The organism is Halorussus limi, from assembly GCF_023238205.1.
GTDB lineage: Archaea > Halobacteriota > Halobacteria > Halobacteriales > Haladaptataceae > Halorussus > Halorussus limi.
The window spans coordinates 223412-235886 of sequence record NZ_CP096660.1 but is presented as its reverse complement, the minus strand read 5'-3'; the positions used below and the strand labels follow the sequence as shown (position 1 = coordinate 235886).

The window sequence follows — 12475 nt, the reverse complement described above, 5'->3', positions numbered from 1 at the left end:
AGGAAGCGGCGGACCGTCTTCTGTGAGGTGATTCGACCGGCCGCTACAGCGGAGTCCACCCGGTCGCGAGGTCCCGGTCGGGGACGTGCCAGCGCTGCTGTACGTCGTGGTCGTACTCGTCCGGGTCCACCGTCCGGAGTTCGATGACCGCGTCGGCGGCGGGGACGACCGACTGGACGCGTTCGCTCCGGTAACCGCCGGGGAGGACGTAGTGGGCCATCGCGTCGTTGTCGCGGACGTGGCCCCCGACCATGTCGAGACACCGCCGGACCACGTCCGCGCCGTGATACTCGACTAGCGGCGTGAGCGAATCGACGCCGACCCGGAGGTCCGCCGGGTTCAGCGACTCGGCGCTGTCCACGACCTCCTGAATCGCCTCCGCGAGGCACGACTGGAGACCCCGAAGTTGCGGGTCGGCCACGCACGTCTCGCGTATCCCGGCGAGTTCCGGCGGCGCGGCGCTCTCGTCGGTGACCGACCGCGGTACGCCGGCGTGGTTCAAGATGCGCGTCGTCTCGGCCAGCGGTCGCGGGGCGGTCTCGGGGTCCGGAAGCCGGTCGGCGACGCTCCGGGTCGTGGCGTCGGTGACGGCCAACACTCGGTAGCGGAGTATGTCGGAGTCGCCTAACAATTGACTGCTCGCACGGGTGAAGACCTCCCGCGGCGCGTCCCCGACCACCAGCAAGTTACAGCCAGTCGATTTCAGTTCGTTCAGCGTGTTCAGAAACGCGTCGAACTCGTCGCCGGGCGGCTCGTCGTCGTCTTCCCGTGGCGTGGACCGGTCCGTCGTCATAGCTATTGCTGTGTCAGATGTTCCATCTATCGGCTTATAAATTTTCTTCCCGAAACAGAGTGGATACAAAAGGTCCGTGCCCCAACCACGCGAAACGTTGTCGTTCCTAGTTCCGGTGATAGTTCGATAGTGAGTCGCGCGTCGTGCGATCTTTCGGTCTGCACCGCGTCCGACGCAATGGAGAGAAATAAGGTTGATTTACTGGCGGAAAAGGTGTCTATAGGAATACTTGAGACGTATTTATTTATCTCTACCTTTTCGCGAGGCCGACCCGGTTCTATCGGATGCATCGTCGACGGAACTTCCTATTACGCGGTCGTAATCCCGGAGAGGCGGTTTCAGACCCTAAGAATAAGTCGTTCGGGAGCGATGTTAGCACGTAAGCCATAACCTCCGACATTCTATCTGATTTTTAGCATAGGAAATATTTAGAAAATTAGATAGTTATCGTAATTAGATATATGTCTGTGATGCCAGAAACGGAGGATATCACGGGATGGCTCGCAGAGCATCCGAGGACAATGGGCGCGCTCTTCACGCTGATACTACTGCTGTCGCAGGTGGGGAACGTGGCGGCAGGGTCTGCAGGAGCTAGGTTTGGGCCTTAAATATCAAGCCAGACATCTGACCAAGTTAGTTTCCCATTGACGATTAGCGGTTCGGAATACGAGTCGAGGACTTCTCTGAATTCGTCTATGGTTGTTCTCTCTTTCCCACACTCACCGACGGCTATGTATTGTCTTTCGAATTTCGGAAGATAGCTGACGATAGTTGCCCCGATACTGAATCCCCAGATCGGATACGAATATATCTTGACCTCGAACGTCTCGGTTTCCGCTTCCTCATCCGAAACATGGTACATACACGGAATTCCGTTTTCGGATTGGCAGAGCGTCACGCTAGGATTGCCGACGACCATGTACTCCTTCCCGAGCGACGTGTGTTCGCGCACGATGGTCATCGCGTGGCCGATGCTGAATCCGTAGTGCATCAGTCTCGCCAGCGTCTCGCCGACCTCGACCGCGCCCTCGTTCCAGAGGTCGCCGAGGCTGACGACCGCCGCGTTCGCGCCCGCCTCGACCAGCGAGACGCCTTGGTCGTGGGACCGACAGCCGTTGAGCAGCACCGTGGTCGCGCCGGTCCCGTCGACGGTGTCGGCGTCGAGAATCCCGTCCGAACACTGGAATCCCAGCCCGTCGATGTGGCCGACGAAGTGGAACATGTCGGTGTCCTCGGCCAGCAGGTCCCGGAGGCGAGCGGTCGAGACGTCGAACTCGCAGGTGACGTTGGCCCGGACGTCGTCGCGGTCGGCGTAGATTTCGGCGGCCGAGTCCCACTCCTCGCGCATCCGCTCGTCGTTGCAGACCACCGTGATTTCGACCGTACCGTCCTCCGAAGTCGTCGATTCGTGTTCGAAGGCCGGTTTGAGCAACTTCGTCCCCTCGACCGGCGTCCGGTCGCCTATCCACGCCTGTTCGAGCGCGTCGGTCTCCGGGAGCGGCATGTAGCCGTCCTCGCCCGGCACGCCTCGGGCCGCGTCGCGGCCGGAGTCGTCGTCGCGATAGGATTCGCCTGCGTGCGCCGACCCGCCGCAGTCCGGTTTCTCGCCATCCACCGGTTCCTCGCCGTCTGCCGGTTCTTCGTCGCACTCGGCGTCCGTGTTCCCCAAGCCGTCGCAGTGACGCCGCCGAATCGAGCGTTCGTGGCCGGCCGACCGGAGGACGTCTTCGCGTTCCTCACTCGCCTCCGGAGTGCTACCCGCCGGTGGCACGTCGTCCGCTCCCCGACCTTCGTGACCCCGGTTGTCGAGGCCGCCGTCGTCGGCGACCGGACGAAGGCGTTCAGCGCCTCGTTCGTCTCCTTCTGGGCTTCCGTCGGCGACCACGCGTCCTCGCGTTCGGACTTCACTCGAACTAACGAGAGGTCGTTGACGACGTACGGCAGGAGTTCCGCGGCGTCGGGGCCGGGGTCGCCCTCGACGTGTGTGACCCGGTGCCACGGCGACTCGATGGCTGCGAACGCCTCGTCTGGCACCGCGAGGTACGCCGCGAGTCGGTCGGCTAGCGACGCCTCGTAGAGTCCCCCGAAATCGAGGTCCACGTGGGACTCCAGCACCTCGCGCTCGTGGAGTTCGTCGGGATAGAGGCCCTCGGTTCTGGTCACGCAGTCCAGCAGAAAGACCCGCTTGAGAATCTCCTCTACCGACTCGCCGACGGCCGCCGCGTCGTCGCCGAGCAGTCGGTCCACGCCGGACTCCGCGGTCAGGCGCGCCGTCTCGCCGGGCACCACGTCCGCGCCGAGGTAGTAGGCCAGCGGCGCGACGGTGTAGACGTGGCCGTACTCCGCGGGGACCGCGATTTCGATGCCCGTATCGGGCGACTTCAGTCCGTCGGGAATCGACAACTCGTCGCCGCGCTCGACTCGCGGCGGGTGGCCGCGAAGGGTCGGCCACGCGCGCTCGGGACTGGTCGTCTTCAGCGCCGAGGGGAACGCCGACACCGCCTCCATCACGGCCGCCGGGTCGTCGGGCACCGTAATCGTCGCCGCCGGGGAACTGTGGTACGACCGCGCGCCGACCTCGACCGCGACCTCGCCCTCGAACTCGATTTCGACGCCGTCGTCGTCCGTGTCGATGGTCATCCCGCCGGTCGTCCGGAGGTAGACCTTGATGGGCGAGTGGAGTTCGAGCAGGTACTCGTCGTCCGGGAACTCCCGCGTCGTCGGCAGGTCGATGGACGCCCGGTGGGCGCCGTCGGGCGACCGGACCTCCATCGGAACCATGTAGGGGAGACCGAGTCGCCCGGTGGTAATCCGACACGCCGTCGCGACCGGGAACGCGAACTCGTCGGCGTCGGCGTCGGTCGGCGTCACGGGCGAGTCGGTGAACAGCGAGAAGTGGCGGGTCTCGATGGGGTCGACGATGTCGAGGCCGGTCGCGTCGGACAGCGGACTGAAGGTCGGTTGCGTGGACATAGCGTACGGCCTCCTGAACTGTACGTGTCGTCTCAGTGAACACCTAAAAATCCTCGGTCCCGTTGCAGCGCGTTTTGCTCGCCTCCTGCCGTCGATTCCGGGAATCGTTCGATCGGCGTCTACGGTTCGCCGTGCTCGCCGCCACCGTCACCTGCTTTCGTTGCCATTACTACTGGACCGATTGCCGCCGCTACTGGCTCTCGTTGCCACCGCTACTGTCGTTTTCGTCGCTTGCGCCGGTTGCGTTACTGTCGTTATCGCTCCCGCCGCCGCCCTCGCCGTCCACTCGCTTCATCTCGACCGACCCCGCGGGCACTCGATACCGGCGGAGGAGTTCCTTCGACGCGTCGGCCGCGTCCGTGCTCCGGTCCACGGCGTAGGCCGAGTAGGTGAGTTCCTCGCGGGTCACGTCCACGACCGCGTAGCCCCAGTGACTGCTGTCGAACCACTGGACGTGCGGGTTCTCCGCCCGGAGCGCGGCGACGAGGGCGTCGGTCCCTTCGTCGGGCAACTGTCCGCTCGCCACGAGGTTGTCGCTGCTGACCGCAGGGGCCATGAACTCGACGCCGACCCGCTCGCCGCTCCCGTCCCCGGAACCGCCGCCTCCCCCGGCGGTCAGTTCGTAACTCGTTAGCAGGTAGCCGGCGAGATAGCTGTGCATGTCGCCGGTCAGCGCGACGACGTTCTCGACGCCAGCGTCCGCGAGACCCGACAGGATGCGCTCGCGCTCGGTCCGGTAGCCGTCCCACGCGTCGGCGTTGACCGTTATCTGGCCGTCCTGGAAGAACCGGAACGCGGCCGCCAGCACCTCGTTGCCCCAGAGCTTCCACCGGGCGTCCGAGTCGGCCATCCCCGAGCGGAACCACGACCGCTGGTCGCCCCCGAGCATCGTCCGGCCGGGGTTCTCGACGGCGTTCTCGACCGGGACGGCGACGGTCTTCCCCTCGGTCCCCGGCGGCGTCGACCGGTAGAGGCGCTCGTCGGTCACGAACAGGTCCGCGAGGTCGCCGAACTCGAACGACCGGTACAGTTCGAAGTTCTCCCGGATGGCGTCGGGCGCGAGTTCCTCGCCGGAGGGTTCGTAGCGCGCACGGACCGGGACGTACTCGGTGTAGGCCCGAATCCCGTCGACGTACAGGCGGCGCATGAACTCCGGGTCGTCGCCGCGGGGGTGTTTCTCGGTCGCCGGGGCGTTCGCGTCGTAGTCCCACCACCTGTCGCCGACGATTTCGTGGTCGTCCCACGTGTGAATCATGGTGTGGTTGCGGAGCGCGCGCCGGAGGAACTCGTCGGACCGGTACTGCCGGTAGAGGTACCGGAAGTCGGCCAGACCGTGGGCCTTCTGGTGCCCGGTCGGCAGGTCGAGCGACCGGTCGCCGACGCCGTCGCCGCCCTCCTCGTAGATGAAATCTCCGAGGTGGACGAGGAAGTCGACGTCTTCCTCGGCGACCCGGGCGAACGCGCCGAAGTAGCCCTGCAGGTAGTGGTTGCACGACGCGACGGCGAGACTGAGCGAGTCGGGACTCGCGTCGGGTTTCGGGAGCGTTCGACACCGACCCACCTCGCTGGCCGCGCCGTCGTAGACGAACCGGTAGAAGTAACGGCTGTCCGCGCTCAGCTCGCCGTCCAAATCCACCGTCGCGGTGTAGTCGCGCTTCGGGCCGACCCGCCCGGCCGGAACCGTCCCCCGATAGACGGTGTCGTCGAACGCCTCGTCCGCGGCGACTTCGACGCCGAGTTTCGTCCCCTCCGAGTACGCCTCCCGGTCGAGTCGGGTCCAGAGCAGGACGCCGCTCGGGGTCGGCCCGCCGCTGGCGACCGAGTGGGGAAACACCGACGTCGCCCGCTCGCGTTCGATTTCGAAGCTGTCGGTCCCGCCGAGCGGTTCCGGGACGAGTCGCGGGGCCGCGGCGTCCGCCGCGGCGAGCGCCGACAGCGCGGACCCGAGCGTGGCCGCGCTCGCCGCTTTCAACACGTCGCGGCGCGTCGACTGTTCTGACACGGACTCTCCCACACCATCGACGTGCATATACCTGCGGGTTGGAACTGATACCGTCTAAACGGCGAGTGCTAATTATTACCACCCAATCGGATTATTTATGTATCGGTCACTTCATGGCCCTTATATGGAACGCGCACTCGCAGTCGTCGACGCCGAGGAGTCCACGAAGGCGCTAGTCCGCGAGGCGGGCGAACTCGCCGCCGCCGTGGACGCCGAACTGGTACTGCTCCACGTCACGACGAACGACGAGTACGAGAAGACCAGACAGACGATGGAGTCGATTCCGAACGACGTCGTCGGCTACTCGGCCGAACAGGCCCGGGTCGGCGCCGAGAACTTCGCCGCCGACATCGGCCGCGAGGTGCTGGACGGCGTCGACGTCGAGTGGGAGGCGGTCGGCGCACTCGGCGACGAGCAGAACCAGATTCTCCAGACCGCCGACCAGCGCGACTGCGACCACCTGTTCATCGCGGGCGAGAAGCGCTCGCCCGCCGGGAAGGCGCTGTTCGGCGACCTGACACAGTCGATAATCCTCAACTTCGACGGTCCGGTCACCGTCGTGACCGAGTAGACTCCGGCGGTTCTCGTTTCTCGTTCGAGCGCCTGCGGGGCCAACGACTTTCCCCCAAGCAGACGTTCAGTCGGACATGAGCCTCTACGAGCAGGTCGCGGACCTCCCGCTGACCGTCGAGGGCGTCGCGTACGAGCGTCGCGAGCGCGAGACGACCAAGTTCACCCGCGCGACCACGGTGGTCTCGCTGTCGGGCGGCGGCGAGGTCGGGGCGGGCGAGGACGTGACCTACGACGCCGAGTTACACCCGATTCCCGACGAGTTCGACCTCGCGGGCGAGTACACCTTCGACTCCTTCTCCGCGAAACTGGCCGAGCTGGACCTCTTTCCCGGCGAGGAGGCCGGCGACGTGGACGACCACTTCCGGCACTACCGTCGGTGGGCCTTCGAGAGCGCCGCGCTCGACCTCGCGCTCCGGCAGGCCGACACCGACCTCGGCGCGGCGCTGGACTGCGAGTACGACCCCGTGCGGTTCGTCGCCAGCCCCGTCCTCGGCGACCCGCCGAGCGCCGACCCGCTCCGGGAGTGGCACGAGCGCGTCCCCGGTCTCGAATTCAAACTCGACGCCGACGAGGGGTGGACCGACGACCTGCTCGCGGACCTCTCGGGCGAGGGCGTTCGCGTGGTGGACTTCAAAGCGTACTACGAGGACGCCGAGGTCGCCGGGAGCGACGACGCCGACCTCTACCGGCGGGTGGCCGAGGCGTTCCCCGACGCGATTCTGGAGGACCCGGCGTGGACCGACGAGACCGCGCGGGCCCTCGATTCGGCCCGCGGTCGCGTCTCGTGGGACTACCCGATAACCGACGTCGAGAGCGTCCGCGAGTTGCCCATCGACCCCGATTGGCTGAACATCAAGCCCTCGCGGTTCGGGTCTGTCGAGTCGCTGCTCGACACCGTCGAGTTCTGCGAGAACGAGGGCGTCCGGATGTACGGCGGCGGCCAGTTCGAACTCGACGCGGGGCGTCGCCAACTCCACCTGCTCGCGTCGCTGTTTTATCCCGAGTCACCCAACGACGTGGCCCCCACCGGGTACAACGACCGCGCCGCGCCGGACGGCCTGCCGACGAGTCCGCTCTCGGTCTCGGACGTTCGCGGATTCAGATAATCGACCGCCCGCGACCTGCCCGCCGCGACCTACGCCGTCGCGACCTCGAAGCGCGCGCCGCCCGACTCGCTCTCGCAGACCCGGACGTTCCACCCGTGTGCGTCCACGATGCTGCTGACGATGGCGAGACCGAGTCCCGACCCGTCGTCGGCGGTCGTGTGGCCGTGTTCGAAGACCTTCTCGCGTTCGCTCTCGGGGATTCCCGGCCCGTCGTCGGCGACGTAGAACCCGTTCGTGCCGAACGCGGCGGGCGGGTCCTCGGCGTCGAGGTTCGGACTCGACTCCTCGCAGGGCGTCCCGCCGTCCAACGTCCCGACCGAGAGGGTCACGCCGTCGTCCGCGTGTTCCACCGCGTTCCGAAAGAGGTTCTCGAACAGTTCCTGCAGGCGGCCGTCGTCGGCCTCGATTTCGCCGAGGCCGTCGTCCACGTCGAGGGTCGCGGTGCCTGTCGAGACGGTGGCCCACGCGCGCCGGACGACGCTCTCGAGGTCAATCGGTTCGGTCTCGCGCACGTCTTGGCCCTGCCGGGCGAGCGTCAGCAGGTCCTCGATGAGCGACTCCATCCGACCGAGCGCCGACCCGGTCTTCTCGAAGTGGCGTCGCTCGTCGGTCTCGCGAGCGAGTTCGAGGTGGCCCTGCGCGACGTTGAGCGGGTTGCGGAGGTCGTGGCTCACGACGCTGGCGAACTCCTTGAGGCGCTCGTTCTGGCGCTCTACCTTCTGCTTTCGACGCCTGCGCTCGGTCACGTCGCGCGCCGACCCGAGGTGGGCCTGCTCGCCGTCGTAGGAGATGGACTGGACGCTCAACTCGACGTAGCGAACGTCGCCGTCCTTCGTCCGGATTCGCAACTGGTAGTGGGGCGTCTCGCCCTCCCGTTCGCGTCGCTCGATGAGTTCGCTGACGCGGTCGCGGTCGTCCTCGTGGACGACCTTCGACACGGGCATGCCGAGGAGTTCGTCCTCGTCGTAGCCCGTGAGTTCCGAGACGCGGTCGTTGACGAACCGGAACCGCTCGTCGCTGTGGATGAAGATGGCGTCGTGGCTCCCCTCCACGAGCGTCCGGTACTTCTCCTCGCTCTCGCGGAGCGCCGACTGAGAGTCGATGCGCGAGATGACCTCCGTGACGTGACTCATCAGGAGTTCGGCGAGTTCGAGGTCGTCCTCGTCGAAGGCCATCGCTTCCCGGGACCCCGCCTGAAACACGCCGCAGTCGCCGACGGGGACGCTGAGGATGGACCGGTACTGCTCTTGGACCGGTTCGGCCTCGCTCATCGTCCGTACGTCCGGAATCAGGAACGACTCGCCGTTCTGGAACGTCCGGCCGGCCAGTCCCTCGTCCGCTTCGAGCGCCTCGTACCCGTCGTTGGGCATCTCCGACGAACTCGCCTTCGGGACGAGGTAGCCGTCCTCCTCCATGTCGATGCCGCAGATGTCGAACTCCAGAATGCCCTCCGCGGCGTCGACGGCGAGTCGATAGACCTCGGCTTTGCTCTTGCAGGCCTCCATCTCGGAGGCGACCTCGTGCAACTCCTCTATCTTCCGTTTCTCCTCGCGTAACTGTTCGCTCATGCTCGTTCTCGGGTCCCTCCCGGACGTCGTCCGCGCTCGCGGCCGGCGCGATCGACTTCGCAGTCTGCGCCGCGGCGGGCGAGGCGGCGACTCGGTACGGCCTCCGTCCGCGTTCGTCTGCTCGGTCGGCGATTCTGACAGAAGTGCCCTTCCCCACGGCACCGGTCGCGGGTCCGCGAGACCCTGCGCTCGCCCGACTCGCTACCGGTTACCACCGTACTACTCCAACCCATGTCGTAGTGTCTGTACCGCGTTATTACGCCCCATACTTAAAAATAGGTGGTATTTGAGATTAGGTGACATTACCCGTCGCGCACGTCGTCGGCGACGGCCCGAATCGTCTCGTACTCGTCGTCGGCGTAGGCCACGAACCGCACGTCCGACAGCGACTCGGGTTCGAACGCCGCGAGTTCCTCGCAGACGATTCGCGCGCCCTCGCGGAGGTCGAACCCCGCCACGCCGCACCCGAGCGCCGGAATCACCAGCGAGTACGCGCCTCGCTCGTCCGCGGCTTCGAGCGCGTTTCTGGTCGCGTCCCCGATGCTCTGGGCCGTCGCTCGCCCGTCTCCGTGATGGGGCATCGCGGCGGCGTGGACCACGAACTCGGCGTCGAGGTCGTAGGCGTCGGTGACTGCGACTTCGCCGAGGTCAACCGGCCCGGCGGCCGTCGCCTCCTCGTTTATCTCCGGGCCCGCCGCCCGCCGGAGCGCCCCCGCGACTCCGCTTCCCATTCGAAGACTGGTGCCCGCGGCGTTGACCAGCGCGTCGGCCTCCTGTTCGGCGATGTCGCCGCGAATCACGCTGAACTCCATGCTAGAAAACGCGTCCGCAGTCGCCAAGGACGTGACGGTCGGCGACCGCTCGCAGAAACACGTGACGGTTCAGTGACCGCTCGCAAAAGGGTAATCGCCCGCGCTACCGACCCTGTATCCGGTGCCAGACCGCGCGGAACAGCGACTCGTCGCCGTCGTCGTCTCGGCGGTCGTCGGACTGGTCTGGAGTCAGGTCGTCGGGCGAACGGGCGTGCGACGGAGTCTCGCAGAACGACGCGATGCGCTCCTTGTCGTCGTCGGTTATTCCGGAACTCATCGTCGGTCTACTCTCCGACCCAGACGCTATTAGGCGGGTGCGACGCTTGCGTCCGTTCGGACCCAATTAAGTCGGATTCAGGCCAGTAACGGAACGTGTGAAACGGTTGGGCATCTGATTCACGCAGGTCAGATACTCCGGTGAGACGGTTACGTGACGAGTCGCGTAGGTTTCTGCGTTCGGTCGAAACGCGGCCCGTGAGCGGCGTTTGGGCCCCGGTAATCGCTCGATTCGGTCCGCCGCGTTACAGAACCGAACGGCGTCGTCGCGACCGGACGGTCCTTCCGCGCGAGTCGCGCAATCGGTACCGAACTGAACTCGACGCCCTCGGTTACCAGACTATCCCCGGCTACCAGACCATCTGCCCGTCTTCGGTGATGTTCCCGACGTAGAGCAGGTGGGGGTACGGCACGAAGGCCATGAAGTCGCCGTCTTCGTCGAACAGTTCGACCCCGTTGTCGCCCTCCTCGTAGTCCGCGCACTCTATCTGCTCGCCGTCAGTTATCTGTGCTTTGTACATCTGTAGTCCATTGGCAACGCCGTCAGGCAAATGGTTGTCGGCGAGGCGGCCGCGTCAGGTTCGAAAAACGAACGGCGAGCGATTGCTCGGGGTCGCCGTTCTGGCCCAAACACACGTCAACGCCGAACACGCATCTCTCCGCATGAGTATCGACTGGCGCGAGACCATCCGCAGACAGCGCGCCGAGAAAGACGACTACTTCGCCGAGCATCCCCAGTCGCCGATTCCCGACGACGAGCGCGACTCGTTCGAGGGTCTCGACCACTTCCCCATCGACGAGGCGTTCCGGTTCACGCTCGCGCTCCGCGAACACGACGAGAAGGAGCGCGTCACCGTCTCCACCAGCACCGAGGGCGAACGCGAGTACCTCCGGTGGGGCGAGTTCCGATTCGAGGTTGACGGCGAGGAGGCGACCTTGCAGGCTTACAAAACTGACCGCGAGGACGCCCGCCTCTGGGTGCCGTTCCGCGACGCGACCAGCGGCGAGGAGACCTACGGCGCGGGCCGGTACCTCGACCTCGAACCCGCCGACCACCGGACCGACGACGGCGAGTGGGTGGTCGACTTCAACGAGGCGTACAACCCGACCTGCGCCTACTCCGACCGGTACGAGTGTCCGCTTCCGCCGACGGAGAACTGGCTGGAAGTCGCCATCGAGGCCGGCGAGAAGACCTACGAGTGACCGCGCCGCGGCGACCGCAACCCTTCGGCAGTAGAGACGCGACCCCGGACGGCGCTTCGTTTCGGCGCACGCCGCGAGAAACCCAGAGTTAAATTTTCCCCGCTTCGGGGCTACGTTACTGGTGATGCCGAGTGGGAACGAAGAAGTGGGGGAAGACGACGGGGTATCGGACGGCGAGGGCGAAGATTCCGAATCGGAGCGACGGATACGTCACCGGAGGATAACGCCGGAGGCCGAGGAGGCCAACCGGAGTCTCCTCCGTCTCGTCGCCAATCTTGAGAACTGCGACGTGACCGACCTGCCGCCCCTCTACGACCAGATAGACCACATGGTCGAACACCTGTTCGAGACGCCGCCACCGCCGGAGGCGCAGGCCGAAATCGAGTTCTCGTACCACGGCTACCGCATCCAACTCGACCAGCGCGGCAACGTCTCGTTCATGAAACTCGCCGACCGGTCCGACCTCGACGACTGACGGCCGCCGACTGAACGACCGCCCAACGAACGATGGCCGACCGAACACCGTCGCCCGAGCAATCGGCGACGGCCACCCGACCGTTTTTTACTCGCCGCCCCGAACCGGCGGTCATGACCGACGAAGTCGAGCGAGCGCGGGCCCGCGAACGCGCCGCAGACATGCTCGCGGACGCGGGCGTCGTCCTCACCGACGAGGAGCGCGACGAAATGGAAGTCGTGGACTACGGTCTCGGCGACCTCGAATCGGTCGGGACCGAAATCGTCGTCTACGTCAACGACGACCGCTACTGCGCGAAGGAACTCGTCCTGTTCCCCGACCAGACCTGCCCCGAGCATCGCCATCCGCCCTTCGACGACTACCCCGGCAAGCGCGAGACCTTCCGGTGTCGCTCGGGCGAGGTGTATCTCTACGTCGAGGGCGACGGCGACGACTCGGAGAGTTCCGACGAGTGGTCGGTCTCCCCGCCGATGCGCGAGGAGTTCTACACCGCGAGCGAGGAGATTCACCTCGAACCCGGCGAGCAGTACACCATCCCGCCGGACACGCGTCACTGGTTCAAAGCGGGCGGGGACGGCGCGGTAATCTCGGAGTTCTCGTCACCGAGTTACGACGAGAAGGACGTGTTCACCGACCCGAAAATCGACCGGATGGCGGGGAGGTACTGACTGATTTCTTCCTTCGGACGCCCGAC

Annotated in this window: 14 protein-coding genes; 6 read left to right on the top strand and 8 right to left on the bottom strand. The window is 65.9% G+C overall.

Features of this window, described 5'->3' with window-relative positions; all coding sequences use genetic code 11:
- Window positions 1–43: 43 nt before the first annotated feature.
- Window positions 44–793 carry a DUF7504 family protein gene (locus M0R89_RS19375; protein WP_248652359.1) on the bottom strand — a complete coding sequence of 250 codons (750 nt, stop codon included), beginning with the start codon at window positions 791–793 and terminating at the stop codon, window positions 44–46.
- A 461-nt stretch (window positions 794–1254) separates the two neighbouring features.
- Between M0R89_RS19375 and M0R89_RS23575 the strand changes: the two genes are divergently transcribed.
- Complete coding sequence (locus tag M0R89_RS23575) at window positions 1255–1401, top strand: DUF7503 family protein (RefSeq protein WP_438267689.1); 147 nt, start codon at window positions 1255–1257, stop codon at window positions 1399–1401.
- Here M0R89_RS23575 and M0R89_RS19370 read toward each other — a convergent pair.
- From M0R89_RS19370 to M0R89_RS19360, 3 genes are all read right to left on the bottom strand, one after another.
- On the bottom strand, window positions 1398–2297 hold the full coding sequence (locus M0R89_RS19370) for a hypothetical protein (RefSeq protein ID WP_248652358.1): 900 nt from the start codon (window positions 2295–2297) through the stop codon (window positions 1398–1400). The two genes, M0R89_RS23575 and M0R89_RS19370, sit on opposite strands and share 4 nt — an antisense overlap.
- A complete protein-coding gene (locus tag M0R89_RS19365) occupies window positions 2255–3766 on the bottom strand; it encodes a hypothetical protein (RefSeq protein ID WP_248652357.1) in 1512 nt (503 codons plus the stop codon). Before M0R89_RS19365 ends, M0R89_RS19370 begins: the two co-directional genes overlap by 43 nt.
- A 190-nt stretch (window positions 3767–3956) precedes the next feature.
- Window positions 3957–5768, bottom strand: a complete 1812-nt coding sequence (locus M0R89_RS19360; protein ID WP_248652356.1) for an alkaline phosphatase D family protein — start codon at window positions 5766–5768, stop codon at window positions 3957–3959.
- A gap of 124 nt (window positions 5769–5892) precedes the next feature.
- Here M0R89_RS19360 and M0R89_RS19355 point away from each other — a divergent pair, with 124 nt between their 5' ends.
- Window positions 5893–6339 carry a universal stress protein gene (locus M0R89_RS19355; RefSeq protein WP_248652355.1) on the top strand — a complete coding sequence of 149 codons (447 nt, stop codon included), beginning with the start codon at window positions 5893–5895 and terminating at the stop codon, window positions 6337–6339.
- 76 nt (window positions 6340–6415) lie between these two features.
- Window positions 6416–7447, top strand: coding sequence for an enolase-like domain-containing protein (locus M0R89_RS19350; RefSeq protein ID WP_248652354.1), 1032 nt, complete (start codon window positions 6416–6418; stop codon window positions 7445–7447).
- A 29-nt stretch (window positions 7448–7476) separates the two neighbouring features.
- On the opposite strand, the gene M0R89_RS19345 is transcribed toward M0R89_RS19350, so the two are convergent.
- The 4 genes from M0R89_RS19345 to M0R89_RS19330 all read right to left on the bottom strand — a co-directional run bounded on the left by M0R89_RS19345 (window position 7477) and on the right by M0R89_RS19330 (window position 10624).
- Window positions 7477–9015 carry a PAS domain S-box protein gene (locus M0R89_RS19345; protein WP_248652353.1) on the bottom strand — a complete coding sequence of 513 codons (1539 nt, stop codon included), beginning with the start codon at window positions 9013–9015 and terminating at the stop codon, window positions 7477–7479.
- Between the two features lie 302 nt (window positions 9016–9317).
- The gene (locus M0R89_RS19340; RefSeq protein ID WP_248652352.1) at window positions 9318–9827 is read right to left on the bottom strand and encodes a macro domain-containing protein; all 510 of its coding nucleotides are present in this window, start codon (window positions 9825–9827) and stop codon (window positions 9318–9320) included.
- Window positions 9828–9930: 103 nt separating this feature from the next.
- Complete coding sequence (locus M0R89_RS19335; RefSeq protein WP_248652351.1) at window positions 9931–10104, bottom strand: hypothetical protein; 174 nt, start codon at window positions 10102–10104, stop codon at window positions 9931–9933.
- A gap of 349 nt (window positions 10105–10453) precedes the next feature.
- On the bottom strand, window positions 10454–10624 hold the full coding sequence (locus M0R89_RS19330; RefSeq protein ID WP_248652350.1) for a hypothetical protein: 171 nt from the start codon (window positions 10622–10624) through the stop codon (window positions 10454–10456).
- A 142-nt stretch (window positions 10625–10766) separates the two neighbouring features.
- On the opposite strand from M0R89_RS19330, the gene M0R89_RS19325 reads away from it, so the two are divergent.
- From M0R89_RS19325 to M0R89_RS19315, 3 genes are all read left to right on the top strand, one after another.
- Entirely contained in the window at window positions 10767–11306 is a 540-nt protein-coding gene (locus M0R89_RS19325; protein WP_248652349.1) for a DUF1684 domain-containing protein, read from the top strand.
- A 124-nt stretch (window positions 11307–11430) separates the two neighbouring features.
- Window positions 11431–11781: a HalOD1 output domain-containing protein gene (locus tag M0R89_RS19320; protein WP_248652348.1), complete on the top strand. Its 351-nt coding sequence runs from the start codon at window positions 11431–11433 to the stop codon at window positions 11779–11781.
- Between the two features lie 113 nt (window positions 11782–11894).
- Complete coding sequence (locus M0R89_RS19315; RefSeq protein ID WP_248652347.1) at window positions 11895–12449, top strand: D-lyxose/D-mannose family sugar isomerase; 555 nt, start codon at window positions 11895–11897, stop codon at window positions 12447–12449.
- Window positions 12450–12475: the final 26 nt, after the last annotated feature.